The organism is Paraburkholderia sp. SARCC-3016 (assembly GCF_031119615.1).
GTDB lineage: Bacteria > Pseudomonadota > Gammaproteobacteria > Burkholderiales > Burkholderiaceae > Paraburkholderia.
Map to the genome: position 1 here is coordinate 40,989 of NZ_JAVHZD010000016.1, position 16,042 is coordinate 57,030.

15 protein-coding genes are annotated in these 16,042 nt (G+C 61.9%); 14 read left to right on the forward strand and 1 reads right to left on the reverse strand.

Going from position 1 to position 16,042, the window contains the following annotated elements:
• Window positions 1-46: 46 nt before the first annotated feature.
• The 13 genes from QYH69_RS17295 to QYH69_RS17355 all read left to right on the forward strand — a co-directional run bounded on the left by QYH69_RS17295 (window position 47) and on the right by QYH69_RS17355 (window position 12,947).
• A complete protein-coding gene (locus tag QYH69_RS17295) occupies window positions 47-817 on the forward strand; it encodes a ParA family protein (protein WP_075155354.1) in 771 nt (256 codons plus the stop codon).
• 41 nt (window positions 818-858) lie between these two features.
• Complete coding sequence (locus QYH69_RS17300; RefSeq protein ID WP_308833077.1) at window positions 859-1,749, forward strand: ParB/RepB/Spo0J family partition protein; 891 nt, start codon at window positions 859-861, stop codon at window positions 1,747-1,749.
• A 12-nt stretch (window positions 1,750-1,761) separates the two neighbouring features.
• Complete coding sequence (locus tag QYH69_RS17305; RefSeq protein ID WP_308833078.1) at window positions 1,762-2,910, forward strand: SLC13 family permease; 1,149 nt, start codon at window positions 1,762-1,764, stop codon at window positions 2,908-2,910.
• A 279-nt stretch (window positions 2,911-3,189) separates the two neighbouring features.
• Window positions 3,190-3,783 (forward strand): ATP synthase subunit I, encoded by a 594-nt coding sequence (locus QYH69_RS17310; protein ID WP_308833079.1) that lies wholly within the window; start codon window positions 3,190-3,192, stop codon window positions 3,781-3,783.
• A gap of 155 nt (window positions 3,784-3,938) precedes the next feature.
• Window positions 3,939-4,790 carry a F0F1 ATP synthase subunit A gene (atpB, locus tag QYH69_RS17315; RefSeq protein WP_308833080.1) on the forward strand — a complete coding sequence of 284 codons (852 nt, stop codon included), beginning with the start codon at window positions 3,939-3,941 and terminating at the stop codon, window positions 4,788-4,790.
• A gap of 80 nt (window positions 4,791-4,870) precedes the next feature.
• On the forward strand, window positions 4,871-5,140 hold the full coding sequence (gene atpE, locus QYH69_RS17320; protein ID WP_007180033.1) for a F0F1 ATP synthase subunit C: 270 nt from the start codon (window positions 4,871-4,873) through the stop codon (window positions 5,138-5,140).
• A 144-nt stretch (window positions 5,141-5,284) separates the two neighbouring features.
• Window positions 5,285-5,755 carry a F0F1 ATP synthase subunit B gene (locus QYH69_RS17325; RefSeq protein ID WP_075155349.1) on the forward strand — a complete coding sequence of 157 codons (471 nt, stop codon included), beginning with the start codon at window positions 5,285-5,287 and terminating at the stop codon, window positions 5,753-5,755.
• 2 nt (window positions 5,756-5,757) lie between these two features.
• Window positions 5,758-6,297: a F0F1 ATP synthase subunit delta gene (locus QYH69_RS17330; protein ID WP_308833081.1), complete on the forward strand. Its 540-nt coding sequence runs from the start codon at window positions 5,758-5,760 to the stop codon at window positions 6,295-6,297.
• Between the two features lie 71 nt (window positions 6,298-6,368).
• Entirely contained in the window at window positions 6,369-7,910 is a 1,542-nt protein-coding gene (gene atpA, locus QYH69_RS17335; RefSeq protein WP_308833082.1) for a F0F1 ATP synthase subunit alpha, read from the forward strand.
• A 102-nt stretch (window positions 7,911-8,012) separates the two neighbouring features.
• The gene (gene atpG / locus QYH69_RS17340; protein WP_308833083.1) at window positions 8,013-8,900 is read left to right on the forward strand and encodes a F0F1 ATP synthase subunit gamma; all 888 of its coding nucleotides are present in this window, start codon (window positions 8,013-8,015) and stop codon (window positions 8,898-8,900) included.
• Between the two features lie 122 nt (window positions 8,901-9,022).
• Window positions 9,023-10,417, forward strand: a complete 1,395-nt coding sequence (gene atpD / locus QYH69_RS17345; protein ID WP_075155345.1) for a F0F1 ATP synthase subunit beta — start codon at window positions 9,023-9,025, stop codon at window positions 10,415-10,417.
• A 117-nt stretch (window positions 10,418-10,534) separates the two neighbouring features.
• On the forward strand, window positions 10,535-10,960 hold the full coding sequence (locus QYH69_RS17350; RefSeq protein ID WP_075155344.1) for a F0F1 ATP synthase subunit epsilon: 426 nt from the start codon (window positions 10,535-10,537) through the stop codon (window positions 10,958-10,960).
• Between the two features lie 262 nt (window positions 10,961-11,222).
• Window positions 11,223-12,947: an AMP-binding protein gene (locus QYH69_RS17355; RefSeq protein WP_308833084.1), complete on the forward strand. Its 1,725-nt coding sequence runs from the start codon at window positions 11,223-11,225 to the stop codon at window positions 12,945-12,947.
• An 806-nt stretch (window positions 12,948-13,753) separates the two neighbouring features.
• On the opposite strand, the gene QYH69_RS17360 is transcribed toward QYH69_RS17355, so the two are convergent.
• Window positions 13,754-14,605: a transporter substrate-binding domain-containing protein gene (locus tag QYH69_RS17360; protein ID WP_308833085.1), complete on the reverse strand. Its 852-nt coding sequence runs from the start codon at window positions 14,603-14,605 to the stop codon at window positions 13,754-13,756.
• 180 nt (window positions 14,606-14,785) lie between these two features.
• On the opposite strand from QYH69_RS17360, the gene hemE reads away from it, so the two are divergent.
• Window positions 14,786-15,880, forward strand: coding sequence for a uroporphyrinogen decarboxylase (hemE, locus tag QYH69_RS17365; protein WP_308833086.1), 1,095 nt, complete (start codon window positions 14,786-14,788; stop codon window positions 15,878-15,880).
• The last annotated feature ends 162 nt before the right edge of the window (window positions 15,881-16,042 follow it).

Below are 16,042 nucleotides of genomic sequence, written 5' to 3' on the forward strand. Positions count from 1 at the left end.
GCGAATTCATACCAAACATCCAAGGCTGCAAAGGGACACATCCAAGATGGCAAAAATCTTCTGCGTTGCGAACCAGAAGGGTGGAGTCGGCAAAACGACGACAGCTGTCAATCTCGCCGCGAGCCTCGCATCGCAGGGACAACGTGTTCTGCTTATCGATCTCGATCCGCAGGGCAACGCGACGATGGGCAGCGGTATCGACAAGGCCGCGTGCGAGAACACCGTCTATGAAGTGCTGTGCGACGGGGTCGCGGTAGCCGACGCGCGCGTCAAATCCGAAGCGGTTTCCTACGATGTGCTGCCGGCGAACCGCGAACTCGCGGGCGCCGAGATCGAGCTGGTCGGTGTCGAAAACCGCGAGCGTCAACTGAAGGAAGCGCTGCTGCACGTCGTCGAAGACTACGATTTCGTGCTGATCGACTGCCCGCCGGCGCTGTCGCTGCTGACGCTGAACGGCCTGTGCGCCGCGCACGGCGTCGTGATCCCGATGCAATGCGAGTACTTTGCGCTCGAAGGTCTGTCGGACCTCGTCAATACGATCAAGCAGGTTCATGCGAACATGAATCGCGATCTGAAAGTAATCGGCCTGTTGCGCGTGATGTTCGATCCGCGCATCACCTTGCAGCAACAGGTGTCCGACCAGTTGAAGGAGCATTTCGGCGACAAGGTGTTCGACGCGGTCATCCCGCGCAACGTGCGTCTTGCCGAGGCGCCCAGTTACGGGCTGCCCGGCGTCGTGTTCGACCGTGCGTCGCGCGGCGCGCAAGCCTACGTGCAGTTCGGCGCGGAAATGATCGAACGGGTGCGCGCGCTATGAGTACACAACGCCAATCGTCGAAATCGGATCGAGGAAACACGATGAACGCAGTAGCAAGAAAGAAGGGGCTGGGCAGAGGACTCGAGGCGCTGCTTGGCGGAAGTGCGGACATCACCGAAGCGGTCAAGATCGATGGCGCGCCGCATACGCTGCCGTTGTCGCGGATGCAGGCGGGCAAGTACCAGCCGCGTACGCGCATGGACGAGGGCGCATTGCAGGAGCTCGCGGCGAGCATCCGTGCGCAGGGCCTGATGCAGCCGATTCTCGTGCGGCCGATCGGCGGCGACAGATTCGAAATCATCGCGGGCGAGCGCCGCTATCGCGCCGCGCATATCGCGGGCCTCGAAGAAGTGCCGGTGCTCGTGCGCGACGTGCCGGACCAGGCCGCCGCGGCGATGGCGCTGATCGAGAACATCCAGCGCGAAGATCTGAACCCGCTCGAAGAGGCGCAGGGCATCCAGCGTTTGCTCGACGAATTCAAGTTCACGCACGAGCAGGCAGCGGAATCGGTCGGCCGCTCGCGCAGTGCGGTATCGAACCTGCTGCGCCTGCTGAACCTCGCGGCGCCTGTGCAGACCATGCTGCTTGCCGGCGATCTCGATATGGGTCACGCGCGCGCGCTGCTTGCCGTCGACTCGGCGACGCAGATCACGCTCGCAAACCAGGTCGTCAACAAAGGCATGTCGGTACGCGAGACCGAAAAGCTCGTGACCGCGACCAACAAGGCCACGCCGGCGCCGAAAGTGCGCGTGGACCACGACGGCGGCCGCGATACGCGGCGCCTCGAAGAAGAACTGTCGGACCTGCTCGCGGCAACGGTGAAGATCAAGCTCGGTCGCCGCGGACGGGGCCAGTTGACGGTCGAATTCGGCGACCTGGACGCGCTCGAGGGTATTCTCGCGCGTCTGCGTGGCACCGACGCTTCTGCTTAAGCGCGTTCGATCGTGCCGTCAGCGGAACGCGCGTCGACGCCCGCGCACCACGTGCTGCGGGCCGTATGGCTATTCGTCGCAAAGGAACCGGTGCTCGCGATTCTGGCGATCGCACTGATCCTGTTGCAAATCCTCCATCCGCGCGCATGGACGTCGCTGCCGTCGCTCGTCGACTGGCAGACCGTGTTGACGCTTACCGGTCTGCTCATTCTGACGAAAGCCGTGGAGCGTTCAGGATTCCTGATGTGGTCCGCGCATCGTGTCGTTCATCATATCCATACGGAGCGTGCGCTCGCGTGTCTGCTGATCGGGCTCGCGGCCGCATTATCGACAGTACTGACAAACGATGTCGCGCTCTTCGTCGTCGTGCCGCTTGCGTTGTCGCTGCACAAGCTGACGCCGTTGCCGCTCAGGCGCCTCGTCATCTTCATCGCGCTCGCGGTCAACGCGGGCTCGATTCTGACACCGCTTGGTAATCCTCAGAATCTGTTCCTGTGGCAAACGAGCGGCGTATCGTTCGGCGGCTTCGTCTGGGCGCTCGCGCCATTGTGCGCAGTGCTGATGGCGATGCTGTATTTGCTGACGGCAGTGTCGTTCCGCGGCGCGCCGCTCGATCTGTCGAAGGACGTCGAGCCGCATCCGGTGGACCGGCCGCTCATCGGCGTGGCGGCTTTGCTGTTCATCGCGTTCGTCGTGCTCGCGGACGCGCATCGGTCCGGCATCGGCCTTGCGGGCGTCGCAATCGGTTTTCTGCTCTGGCGGCCATTAATTGTGCTGAAGATCGACTGGCTGCTGCTGCTGATCTTTGTGCTGATGTTTATCGTGCTGCGCAGCGTTGCCGCGTTGCCGTTCGTGCATCAGTCGGTGAGCGCGTGGCACCTCGCGACGCCATTAAGAACCTATGTGGCAGGCGCAGTTTTGTCGCAGGGCATCAGCAACGTTCCGGCTGCGATCATGCTCGCTGAATTTTCCAGGGACTGGCGCGCGCTCGCATTCGGCGTCAGCGTCGGCGGCTTCGGTTTCGCGATCGGCTCGCTCGCGAATCTGATCGCCATGCGGCTCTCGAACGAGCGCGGCATGTGGACGCAGTTTCATCTTTTTTCAGTGCCTTTCTGGATAATCGCCGGCGTGTTCGGCGGATGGATTCTGCTGCATTTCTGACACCGGCCTTCGCTGCATGAAGCATCGGCGAAGCGGTGAAAAAATTTCGAAAAGCGCGCGGCTTCGATGCATCGGCAGGTCGCTTACAATCGCTGGCCGATTCATTCAAAAAAGGCATGTTTTCGTATCGCGAGACACGCCGCCACGGTATTTATTGAGTACCCTAAAGTCTTGAATTGGTTGCAACTATCGCTTACAATCCCCCGGATTTATTTGCTTGGCACCCCCGTAAGCGGTGAGTAAGCTCGCGGGCTGAACAGAACTTGGCGGGACACTGCAATGGCGGTACAAAAGTCGGACGCGGCGCTGCATCAAGCGCCGAAGCAAAGCGACGACAATCACCGTACTGAGCATGGCGTCTCTGAGACGGCTTCAGATTCATCGAAAGTTCAGGACGTTGTTCAGCGTAATGAGCAGCGAACCGGGCATGACGATGCGTGGGATGTCGAGCAGCAAGATAACAATATCGTTCCGCTCACTCGGGCAGAGGCTGAGAAGCTATTCGGTCCGAACGTGAGTCGTCCATCGCGCGTCACGCCTTACAAGGTCGTGGCGGCGCAAATGGTTTTGTCCCTGGGTGCGACGCTGCTGTGGTGGCTGTTCTACAAGCCGCCGGGCGATGCTGCGCTGTCCGCATTTCTCGGGGGGGCGATTTGCTGGGTGCCGAGCGCGTTGTTCGCGGCACGTCTGAAGAAGTTGAGCGGCGCCGAGACGGTGATGAGCTGGATGATCGGCGAAGCGCTCAAGATGGGGGCGACGATCGCCATGTTCGTTGCCATCGCGTTCGGGTATCACGGCGTGCAGTGGGTTCCGCTGCTCGTGACTTACCTGCTCGCGCTCAAGACGTACTGGATAGCACTAGCCTGGCGGTAACGCAGGTCAAGCGAAGGTAAAGAACACTGGCTGACGCGGCAACGCGTCGCCGAATGGCGTGCGGGCTCGAGACGGCTCGCACCGGGTTGGCCTGCGACGCGAACGGCGGCAGGCGGCCTGGAACGATTTTCGACAATTTGGGTGGCAATAACGATATGGCAGCTAGCGAAGGAACGCGCGCTCTGGATCCGTCCGAGTACATCGCGCATCACTTGCAGAATTTCTCCACCGAGCATCAGACGTCGATTTTCGACATCCATGTCTGGAATCTGGATACGCTCTTCTGGTCGATCGTTTGCGGCCTCGTCACCATCCTCATCTTGCGCCTCGCTGCGCGCAAAGCCACGCCGGGCGTTCCGGGCCGCTTCCAGTGCGCGGTCGAGATGCTCGTCGAAATGGTCGAAGACCAATCGAAGGCGATGATCCACGGCAACCGCCGTTTCATCGCGCCGCTCGCGCTCACGGTGTTTGTTTGGGTCGCGCTGATGAACGCGCTCGACTTCATCCCCGTCGACCTGCCGGGCCGCGTGATCGGCTGGCTGGGCCTCTCGGAAATCATCCCCCATCATCGCATCGTGCCGACGGCAGATCTGAACGGCACGCTCGGCATCGCGCTCGGCGTGTTCGTGCTGATGATTTACTACAACTTCAAGATCAAGGGCGCAGGCGGCTTCGTGCACGAACTGCTGTCGGCCCCGTTCGGCGCACATCCGCTGCTGTGGATCCCGAACCTTGCACTGAACATCATCGAGTTCGTCGCGAAGACGGTTTCGCTCGGCATGCGGCTTTTCGGCAACATGTACGCGGGTGAACTGCTGTTCCTGCTGATTGCCCTCCTGGGCAGCATCTGGAACTTCGGTGCGGACACGACGGTGCTTGGCTTCATCGGCCATGTGATCGCGGGCAGCGTGTGGGCGATCTTCCACATCCTGATCGTTCTGTTGCAGGCGTTCATTTTCATGATGCTGACGCTGGTGTATATCGGCCAGGCACACGACAGCCACTAACCCCGGTCCTGTCGGCTAAAAGAATCGCTTTTATTTTTCTAAATCCCAGTTCCAAAAAGACTTTTCACAAAGGAGTGATCATGCAAGCTTTCATCGCCAACATCCAGGGTCTGACCGCCATCGGTATCGGCATCATCATCGGCCTGGGTGCAATCGGCGCCTGTATCGGTATCGGCCTGATGGGCGGCAAGTACATCGAAGCGTGCGCCCGCCAGCCGGAACTGATGAACCCGCTGCAAACGAAGATGTTCCTGCTCGCGGGTCTGATCGATGCGGCGTTCCTGATCGGCGTTGGTGTGGCCATGCTGTTTGCGTTCGCGAACCCGCTGCTGTCGAAGCTGGCAGGCTGAGGTTCCTCGGAACTGCGCGCCCTGACCTATAACAGGAATGGCGCTAAGCGGAACGGGTACTGGGCGCTGATCGAGCACTGATTCGATGAGCGCCTTGCCGTTTCCCGTCTCCCCGTCCGAACTAGCAACATTTAAGGAAACACCGTGAATCTCAACGCAACTCTGTTTGCGCAAATGGTCGTGTTCCTGATCCTCGCGTGGTTCACGATGAAGTTCGTGTGGCCGCCGTTGGTCAACGCCCTCGACGAGCGCGCGAAGAAAATCGCCGATGGCCTGTCGGCTGCCGAAAAGGGCAAGGCGGAACTCGAAGCCGCGCACAAGCGCGTCGGCGAGGAGCTTGCGCAGGCTCGCAACGATGGCCAGCAGCGCATCGCCGAAGCCGAAAAGCGCGCCGTGTCGGTCGCTGACGAAATCAAGGCGCAGGCGCATGCCGAAGCCGCCCGGATCATCGCTCAGGCGAAGGCCGATGCCGACCAGCAAATCGTGAAGGCGCGCGAAGCGCTGCGCGGTGAAGTGGCGGCGCTTGCGGTGAAGGGTGCCGAACAGATCCTGAAGCGTGAAGTGAACCAGTCGGTTCACGCCGATCTGCTGAATCAACTCAAAACCGAGCTCTGATCATGGCCGAACTTGCCACCATCGCCCGTCCGTACGCTGAAGCGCTGTTTGCCGTCGCGCAGGCGGGCGACGTCAACGCCTGGTCCACGCTCGTGCAGGAACTGGCTCAGGTTGCGAGCTTGCCCGAAGTCGAATCGATCGCGACGAGCCCGAAGGTGGGCCGCGCCCAGGTCGTCGACCTCGTGCTCGCCGCGGTGAAGTCGCCGCTCAAAGACGACGCGCAGGCAAAGAACTTCGTGCAGATGCTGGTCGACAATCACCGGCTGCCGCTGTTGCCGGAAATCGCGACGCAGTTCGACGCGCTGAAGAACGCACGCGAAGGCGCGGCCGACGCGCATATCGTTAGCGCATTCCCGCTCGAAGGCCAGGCACTGGACGAACTCGTCGCGGCGCTCGAGCGCAAGTTCAAATGCAAGCTGAAGCCGACCGTCGAAGTGGACGCGTCGCTGATCGGCGGCGTGCGTGTGACGGTGGGCGACGAAGTGCTCGATACCTCGGTCCGCGCGCGGCTCGCCAGAATGCAGACGGCGCTTACCGCGTGATTTTTGCAGACGTCGGCGCGTGAATCGCAGAGCCGCTGGCACGCAACAGAATTGACTATCAGGAGCGAATAATGCAACTCAATCCCTCTGAGATCAGCGAGCTGATCAAGAGCCGGATCCAGGGCCTTGAAGCGAGCGCAGACGTTCGCAACCAGGGCACCGTGATCTCCGTGACCGACGGCATCGTGCGCATTCACGGCCTGTCGGAAGTGATGCAGGGCGAAATGCTCGAGTTTCCGGGCAACGTCTACGGCCTCGCGCTGAACCTCGAGCGCGACTCGGTCGGCGCCGTGATTCTGGGCGAATACGAAAGCATCTCGGAAGGCGACATCGTCAAGACGACGGGCCGCATTCTCGAAGTGCCGGTCGGCCCGGAACTGGTCGGCCGCGTGGTCGATGCGCTCGGCAACCCGATCGACGGCAAGGGCCCGGTCAACGCGAAGCTGACCGACGCGATCGAAAAGATCGCGCCGGGCGTGATCTGGCGTAAGTCGGTGTCGCAGCCGGTGCAAACGGGCCTGAAGTCGATCGACTCGATGGTGCCGATCGGCCGTGGCCAGCGCGAGCTGATCATCGGCGACCGTCAGTGCGGCAAGACCGCGGTGGCTGTCGATACGATCATCAACCAGAAGGGCAAGGATCTGATCTGTATCTACGTCGCGATCGGCCAGAAGGCTTCGTCGATCATGAACGTGGTGCGCAAGCTCGAAGAAACGGGCGCGCTCGAATACACGATCGTCGTTGCCGCTTCGGCGTCGGAATCGGCTGCGATGCAATACCTCGCGCCGTATGCCGGTTGCACGATGGGCGAATACTTCCGCGACCGCGGCCAGGACGCGCTGATCATTTACGACGACTTGACCAAGCAAGCCTGGGCCTACCGTCAGATCTCGCTGCTGCTGCGCCGTCCGCCGGGCCGTGAAGCGTACCCGGGCGACGTGTTTTATCTGCACTCGCGTCTGCTCGAACGCGCCGCGCGCGTGTCGGAAGAGTACGTCGAGAAATTCACGAAGGGCGAAGTGAAGGGCAAGAGCGGCTCCCTCACGGCGCTGCCCGTGATCGAAACGCAAGCCGGCGACGTGACCGCGTTCGTTCCGACGAACGTGATCTCGATTACCGACGGCCAGATCTTCCTCGAAACCGACCTCTTCAACGCGGGCATCCGGCCGGCGATCAACGCCGGCGTGTCGGTGTCGCGTGTCGGCGGCGCGGCGCAGACGAAGGTCGTGAAGAAGCTGTCGGGCGGTATCCGTACCGACCTCGCGCAGTACCGTGAACTGGCGGCGTTCGCGCAGTTCGCATCGGACCTCGACGAAGCGACCCGCAAGCAGCTCGAGCGCGGCCGCCGCGTGACGGAACTGCTGAAGCAGCCGCAGTACCAGCCGCTGCAGGTGTGGGAACTGTCGGTCGCGCTGTTCGCCGCGAACAACGGTTACCTCGACGATCTGGAAGTGAAGGACGTGCTCGCATTCGAGCGCGGCCTGCGCGAATACCTGAAGACGAGCCACGCCGATCTGATCAAGCGCATCGAAGATAACAAGGACCTGTCGAAGGACGACGAAGCCGCGCTGCACACGGCTCTGAAGGACTTCAAGAAGTCCGGCGCTTACTGATCGCGTACTGAGCCGATCCGCGAGACATAACCGGACCTCGAAGCAGCGCGGGCAACTGAAGCAACGAAATAAGCCCGCGCGGTTGCGATCAAGGAGCAAGCAATGGCTGGAATGAAGGAAATTCGCGGCAAGATCAAGAGCGTGCAAAACACGCGCAAGATCACGAAAGCGATGGAGATGGTCGCGGCATCGAAGATGCGCCGCGCCCAGGAGCGCATGCGCGCTGCCCGTCCGTACGCCGACAAGGTCCGTGACATCGCCGCGCACATGAGCCGTGCGAACCCCGAGTATCGCCATCCGTTCATGGTGGCGAACGAGGGCGCGAAGACGGCCGGTTTCATCCTCGTCACGACTGACAAAGGTCTGTGCGGCGGGATGAACACGAACGTCCTGCGTGCGTCGCTGCAGAAGTTCAAGGAGCTCGAAGCCGAAGGCAAGACGATCGACGCAACGGCGATCGGCAGCAAGGGCCTCGGCTTTCTGAACCGTCTGCGCGCGAAGGTCGCATCGAATGTCGTGCAGCTCGGCGACACGCCGCACCTCGAGAAGCTGATCGGCGCGGTGAAGGTGCAGCTCGACCTGTACTCGGAAGGCAAGGTCTCGGCGGTGTACCTCGCGTACACGCGCTTCATCAACACGATGAAGCAGGAGCCCGTGATCGAGCAGCTGTTGCCGCTGTCGGCCGACAAGTTCGAGGCGACGGGAGAAGGCGACAAGGCGACCCCGAGCACGTCGTGGGACTACATCTACGAGCCGGACGCGCAGACGGTGGTCGACGAACTGCTCGTGCGTTATGTCGAAGCGCTGGTCTATCAGGCCGTCGCGGAAAACATGGCGTCGGAACAGTCGGCACGCATGGTCGCAATGAAGGCCGCTTCGGATAACGCGAAGACGGTCATCAACGAGTTGCAGCTGTCGTACAACAAGAGCCGCCAGGCCGCGATCACGAAGGAACTGTCGGAGATCGTCGGCGGCGCCGCGGCAGTCTGAGCGTAACGACGACGCGCCAGGCGACTGAAAGCAATCGAAAGCGACCGCGCAAAGAAGATTAGCTGCGGGCAACCAACCGCGCCGTAGCGCGAGTGAAGAATTGAGTATCTAAAGGAAAAGCGATGAGTACAACTGCTTTGGTAGAAGGCAAGATCGTACAGTGCATCGGCGCGGTGATCGACGTGGAATTCCCGCGTGAACACATGCCGAAGGTGTACGACGCGCTCATTCTCGAAGGTTCGGAGCTGACGCTCGAAGTCCAGCAGCAGCTGGGCGACGGCGTGGTCCGCACCATCTGTCTGGGTTCGTCCGATGGTCTGCGCCGCGGCGTCGTGGTGAAGAACACCGCGAAGCCGATCAGCGTGCCGGTCGGCAAGCCGACGCTGGGCCGCATCATGGACGTGCTGGGCCGCCCGATCGACGAAGCGGGCCCAATCGCGAGCGACACGATGCGCTCGATCCACCAGAAGGCGCCGGCGTTCGACGAACTGTCGCCGTCCACCGAGCTGCTCGAAACGGGCATCAAGGTTATCGACCTGATCTGCCCGTTCGCGAAGGGCGGCAAGGTCGGTCTGTTCGGCGGTGCGGGCGTGGGCAAGACCGTCAACATGATGGAGCTCATCAACAACATCGCGAAGGAGCACGGCGGTTACTCCGTGTTCGCGGGCGTGGGCGAGCGTACCCGTGAGGGCAACGACTTCTACCACGAAATGAAGGACTCGAACGTTCTCGACAAGGTCGCGCTCGTGTACGGCCAGATGAACGAGCCGCCGGGTAACCGTCTGCGCGTCGCGCTGACGGGCCTGACGATGGCCGAGCACTTCCGTGACGAAGGCCTCGACGTGCTGTTCTTCGTCGACAACATCTACCGTTTCACGCTGGCCGGCACCGAAGTGTCGGCACTGCTCGGCCGTATGCCGTCGGCGGTCGGTTATCAGCCGACGCTCGCTGAAGAAATGGGCAAGCTGCAAGAGCGCATCACGTCGACGAAGACCGGCTCGATCACGTCGGTGCAGGCCGTGTACGTGCCTGCCGATGACTTGACCGACCCGTCGCCGGCTACGACCTTCGGCCACCTCGACGCAACGGTCGTGCTGTCGCGTGACATCGCATCGCTCGGTATCTACCCCGCGGTGGACCCGCTCGACTCGACGTCGCGTCAGATCGACCCGCACGTGATCGGCGAAGAGCACTACGGCATCACGCGTTCGGTCCAGCAAACGCTGCAGCGCTACAAGGAACTGCGCGACATTATCGCGATTCTGGGCATGGACGAACTGTCGCCGGAAGACAAGCTGTCGGTCGCTCGCGCGCGCAAGATCCAGCGTTTTCTGTCGCAGCCGTTCCACGTCGCGGAAGTCTTCACGGGCTCGCCGGGCAAGTACGTGCCGCTGAAGGAAACGATCCGCGGCTTCAAGATGATCGTCGAAGGCGAATGCGATCACCTGCCGGAGCAGGCGTTCTACATGGTCGGCACGATCGACGAAGCCTTCGAAAAGGCCAAGAAGATCCAGTAACGGCTGGGTGTAACGAAGGTGGCGCCGGCCGGCGTGTATCGGTACGCGTGATGTATCTGGTCCGCTTCAACCGGCGCCTCGTCCTACACTCAACCTGTCGACAGGAGTCGAGACTTTATGGCAACTATCAAGGTAGACGTCGTCAGCGCGGAAGAGGAAATCTTCTCGGGCCAGGCGAAGTTCGTTGCGCTGCCGGGCGAGGCGGGCGAGCTCGGCATTCTGCCGGGCCACACGCCGCTGATCACGCGGATTCGTCCGGGTGCGGTGCGTATCGAGGCCGAGAATGGCGAAGAGGAATTCGTGTTCGTCGCCGGCGGCATTCTCGAGGTGCAGCCCGGTGCGGTGACGGTTCTGGCCGACACGGCGATCCGCGGCAAGGATCTCGACGAGGCGAAGGCCGAGCAGGCCCGCAAGCGCGCGGAAGAGGCGCTGCAGAACACGGGCTCGAACCTTGAATACGCAACCGCGCAGGCGGAACTCGCGTATGCGACGGCTCAGCTTGCGGCGATCCAGCGTCTGCGGAAACTGCGCGGACAGCACTAGGAAGCACCGTCGTCGACTCGCGCGACGATGATAGAAAGGCAGCCCGCGCGGCTGCTTTTTTATTTGGGCGGCGTGCCGGCATCGCGGCGCATGCCTGAACGGTGAGGGAAAGCCTCGATGCCGCGCACGTTACGGCCGGCGCACAATCTCTTCGCCATCAGTTTCCTTCAGCGGGCATCCCTTCCAGCACTCATGTTCGACGAGACGGCGCGAGGCGCGTGAAAGCGCGCATTTCGTTTGACTCGGGACTCAGGAGGCAAGCATGCAAGCGACAGGCACCCCCGCCCAGATTGCGCCGAAAGACGGCCTCTCATACGTGCGCGGCTCAACCGACATCGCGCTCAGCACCGCGACGGTCGGCCAGTTCCTGCGCGAGACCGCACGGCGTTTTCCCGACCGGCCGGCCGTCGTATTTCGCGAGCAACGCATCCGCTGGAGCTGGAAAGCTTTCGCGCAAGAGGTCGACATTCTGGCGTCCGGTTTCACGGCGCTCGGCATCGGCAAAGGCGATCGCGTCGGCATCTGGTCGCCGAATCGCATCGAATGGCTGCTTACGCAGTTCGCGACTGCACGTATTGGCGCGATCCTCGTCAACATCAATCCCGCATACCGGCTCGCCGAACTCGAATACGCGCTGAACAAGGTCGACTGCATGGCGATCGTCGCGGCCGAACGCTTCAAGTCGTCGATGTACCTCGACATGCTCGGCGAGCTCGCGCCGGAACTCGCGACGCAAACGCCCGGCGACCTGCGCATCGCGCGCTTGCCCGAGCTGCGCATCGTGATCCGACTCGGCGACACGGAAGCGCCGGGCATGCATTGCCTTTCCGAAGTGATCGAACTCGGCCGCGAGGCGCTCGATACGGCGAAACTCGACGCGATCGCCGCGAACCTGTCGCCGCACGATCCGATCAACATCCAGTTCACGAGCGGCACGACAGGCAGCCCGAAAGGCGCGACGCTGACGCACAGCAACGTCGTCAATAACGCGCGTTATATCGCCATGGCGATGCGGCTCTCGGAGCACGATTCGCTGTGCATTCCCGTGCCGCTGTATCACTGCTTCGGCATGGTGCTGGCGGTGCTCGCGTGCGTGTCGGTCGGCGCGAACATGGTGTTCCCGGGCGAAGCATTCGACCCCGCGGCGACGCTCGCGGCCGTCTCCGAAGAACAATGCACGGCGCTGCATGGCGTGCCGACGATGTTCATCGCCGAGCTCGATCACCCCGGCTTCGATACCTTCGATCTCACGCATCTGCGCACCGGCATCATGGCCGGCTCGCCGTGCCCGATCGAGACGATGAAGCGCGTCGTTTCGAAGATGCATCTTTCGGAGATCACGATCGCGTACGGGATGACCGAGACGAGCCCGGTGTCGTTCCAGAGCTCGACCACCGATCCGCTCGACCGGCGCACGACGACGGTCGGTCGCGTGCAGCCGCATCTCGAAGTGAAGGTCGTCGATACCGCCGGCAACATCGTGCCGGTCGGCGAAATCGGCGAAATTTGCACGAAGGGCTATTCGGTGATGCGCGGCTACTGGAACGACGATGCGAGAACGCGTGAAAGTGTCGTCGACGGCTGGATGCATACGGGCGACCTCGCCGTGATCGACGCCGACGGCTACTGCAACATCGTCGGCCGCCTGAAGGACATGCTGATTCGCGGCGGCGAAAACATCTACCCGCGCGAGATCGAGGAATTTCTGTTTCGCCACCCAAAGATTCAGAGCGTGCAAGTGTTCGGCGTGCCCGATCCTAAATACGGCGAGGAGGTTTGCGCCTGGATCGTATTGCGCTCCGGCGAGCAGATGACTGCGGACGATGTCCTGGCGTTCTGCCGCGGCCAGATCGCGCATTACAAGGTGCCGAAGTACATCCGCTTCGTCGACGAGTTGCCGATGACGGTGACCGGCAAGATCCAGAAGTTCGTGATGCGCGAGCGGATGATCGAAGAGCTGAAGCTGGCGGTCGGCAAGACCGCCTGAGCGCTGTGGGCGGTGGGCACGGCAGCGGTGCGCAACCGAAGGATGCGGAGACCTCAAATGCAAAAAGCGCGTCGAGAACGACGCGCTTTGGGGAGCACCAACCGCTGCAGTGCGCAAACGTTTGGCGAGGCAAAAAAAAAGCGGGCCTGGAGCCCGCTAAAAACCACACGCTACGGGGTTAGCGCGAGGAGACCAAAGAAGGAATCGACTTGACGACGCATTCGTCGACACGACTCCAACAGGGATGCCCCTTCGCAGGGACCCGGCAATTTGCCGACCGGCTTGGTAAAAGATGTCCGCTCACACCGCACACCAAGCCACATCCGTGTTGAACCCGTGAGAGGCATTGTGGGCGAATTAAACCGGGAACGCGGTAACAAAGTGTTTCAGGTTGTAACGCCCGCCAGACAAGGCTCTCCGGGATTTTTTGCCGTTATTTTCCGATTGAAAGTTCGTTTTTACCGACTAATTGCAGTCGAACAAATCGTGGTTAGTCGTTTTGGGTGGCGCCGGATATTGCGCTGCTTCCGGGCGCACAGGTAGCAGGCAAATTTTGCCTCGACTAAACGGGTCGACCTGGAGAATTGGTTGAAGCGTAGTCGCTTTGAACTGCTTTGCAAGATTGGAAACTGTCGTTCGCAAGAAATGATGCACCGCAGCTGCGCCGCCGCGGTTTCCGCGATTCTGGAGGACCGCGCCGCCGAAGAAACGAAGCGCTAGGTGGAATAAAGTCTCGGCGCCGCACCGGTTAAAGGTTCACTGCATCGGACCGGCGTGCTATTGCCGGTGCGCGCCGACTGTTGGATCTACTTCAGCCACTTATCCGAAATGGCCTGATACTCACCGCTTTCTCGCGCAAGATGCAGCCATTGATCGACATATTGCTGAAAAACGACGTCGCCGCGCGGTACCATCCACGCCTTCTCGCCGTACTGGAACGGCTTGTCGGGATGCACCGAGCAGAGGCCGGGATTGAGTTTTTGCTGCAGGAGCGTTTCGGACGCGTCGGTGACCATGACGTCCGCCTTGCCGGCCAGAATCTGCTTGAACACGGTCACGTTATCCGGGTAGACGGTCAGCTTCGCGTGCGGGAAGTACTGCCTGGCGAACCGCTCGTTCGTGCCGCCCGGATTCACGATGACGCGTGTCGACGGCTGGTCGATCTGCTCGACTGTCCGGTACTTCCGCACGTCGTCGCAACGGACGATCGGCGTCTTGCCGTCGACCTGATACGGCTGCGTGAAGAACGCGCGCTTTTGCCGGTCGAGCGTCGTCGATACGCCGCCCACTGCGATATCGCACTTCGCGATGAAATCATTTGTCAGGTTCGGCCACGTCGTCCTGATGAACTCCGCTTTTACGCCGAGCGACTTCGCGAGCGATTCGACCATATCGATGTCGATGCCTTCAAACTGACCGTCCGGTTTGTAATACGAGTAGGGTTTGTAATCGCCGGTCGTGCATGCGCGCAAGGCGCCGCGCGCGATCACTTCATCGAGCCGCGACTGCGACGAACCCGCAGCGGCGACCGTCGATGGCGACTGCGCCTGCGCACCGGCCGGACCCGCATACAACAGCGCCCCCGACAACACGCAGGACAGCGCGCCTGCGAACGTGCGTGACAACACGCGCTGCGAAACGGATAACGCTTTGCTCATGGAATCTCCTCTTCAAGGCGCCGTCCATTCTACGTAGCGAGCGCTGAAATCCGTCGCTGCCGCGGCAACCCGGCATGACGGTTCAAGAGATGTTCGGTGCAGATAACCGCCGACCAGCCAGCGACGCCCGCGCAAACGCGTGTCCGGTAGAATGGCCCTTTGCTTTCAGGCTTACGCGACGTGGCTCAACAACTGATCAACGATACCTTCCTGCGCGCGCTGCTGCGCGAGCCGACCGACTACACGCCGATCTGGCTCATGCGACAGGCGGGCCGCTATCTGCCCGAATACAACGCGACGCGTAGCCGTGCCGGCAGCTTCCTTGGCCTCGCGACGAACCCCGACTACGCCACCGAAGTGACGCTGCAGCCGCTCGAGCGCTATGCGCTCGACGCCGCGATCCTGTTCTCCGACATTCTGACGATTCCCGACGCGATGGGCCTCGGCCTCGAGTTCGCCGCGGGCGAGGGCCCGAAATTCGCGCGCCCGGTGCGCACCGAAGACGACGTCGCGCGCCTCGCGGTACCCGACATCGACGCGACGCTGCGCTACGTGACCGATGCGGTCAGCCAGATCCGCCGCGCGCTGACCGATGCGCAAGGTCGGCAACGCGTGCCGCTGATCGGCTTTTCGGGCAGCCCGTGGACGCTTGCGTGCTACATGGTCGAAGGCGGCGGCTCGGACGACTTCCGCACCGTGAAGTCGATGCTGTACGCGCGGCCGGACCTCATGCATCGCATTCTCGACGTGAACGCGCGCGCGGTTACCGCATATCTGAATGCTCAAATCGAAGCGGGCGCGCAGGCCGTGATGATCTTCGATACGTGGGGCGGCACGCTCGCCGACGGAATCTATCAGCGCTTCTCGCTGCACTACATCGAACAGATCGTGAGCGCGCTCGAGCGCGAGCACGAAGGACGCCGAGTGCCCGTCATCGCCTTCACGAAGGGCGGCGGCCTGTGGCTCGAAGAAATTGCCGCGTCAGGCGTCGACGCGGTCGGTCTCGACTGGACCGTGAACCTCGCGCGCGCGCGCGAACGCGTCGCGGGCAAGGTCGCGCTCCAAGGCAACATCGACCCGTCGGTGCTGTTCGCGCCACCGGCCACGATCCGCGCCGAGGTGCGCGCGGTGCTCGACAGCTACGGCAATCACCGCGGCCACGTGTTCAATCTCGGGCACGGTATTTCGCAGTACACGCCGCCCGAGCATGTGGCGGAACTCGTCGACGAAGTGCATCGCCATAGCCGAACGCTACGCGCTGCCGGCGAGGCGTAAGCGGTCAGGACTACGTCAAAGCGATGACAGTTTTGTTGCGCCGCAATGACCTGGGCTCTCGCCCTAAGGGGAAAATTGCATTCCACAGGCCGCCAAATGGCGTTCTGCTGGTTGTCAAGGCTTGACTTATACACATTCGTCACGCTGCGGCGCGGTAGAGGG

Bases quoted from the DNA above. Each gene is read 5' to 3' on its own strand.
- QYH69_RS17295 (WP_075155354.1), top strand. From the start codon at position 47: ATGGCAAAAATCTTCTGCGTTGCGAACCAGAAGGGTGGAGTCGGCAAA.
- QYH69_RS17300 (WP_308833077.1), top strand. From the start codon at position 859: ATGAACGCAGTAGCAAGAAAGAAGGGGCTGGGCAGAGGACTCGAGGCG.
- QYH69_RS17310 (WP_308833079.1), top strand. From the start codon at position 3,190: ATGGCGGTACAAAAGTCGGACGCGGCGCTGCATCAAGCGCCGAAGCAA.
- atpB (WP_308833080.1), top strand. From the start codon at position 3,939: ATGGCAGCTAGCGAAGGAACGCGCGCTCTGGATCCGTCCGAGTACATC.
- atpE (WP_007180033.1), top strand. From the start codon at position 4,871: ATGCAAGCTTTCATCGCCAACATCCAGGGTCTGACCGCCATCGGTATC.
- QYH69_RS17330 (WP_308833081.1), top strand. From the start codon at position 5,758: ATGGCCGAACTTGCCACCATCGCCCGTCCGTACGCTGAAGCGCTGTTT.
- atpA (WP_308833082.1), top strand. From the start codon at position 6,369: ATGCAACTCAATCCCTCTGAGATCAGCGAGCTGATCAAGAGCCGGATC.
- atpG (WP_308833083.1), top strand. From the start codon at position 8,013: ATGGCTGGAATGAAGGAAATTCGCGGCAAGATCAAGAGCGTGCAAAAC.
- atpD (WP_075155345.1), top strand. From the start codon at position 9,023: ATGAGTACAACTGCTTTGGTAGAAGGCAAGATCGTACAGTGCATCGGC.
- QYH69_RS17350 (WP_075155344.1), top strand. From the start codon at position 10,535: ATGGCAACTATCAAGGTAGACGTCGTCAGCGCGGAAGAGGAAATCTTC.
- QYH69_RS17355 (WP_308833084.1), top strand. From the start codon at position 11,223: ATGCAAGCGACAGGCACCCCCGCCCAGATTGCGCCGAAAGACGGCCTC.
- QYH69_RS17360 (WP_308833085.1), bottom strand. From the start codon at position 14,605: ATGAGCAAAGCGTTATCCGTTTCGCAGCGCGTGTTGTCACGCACGTTC.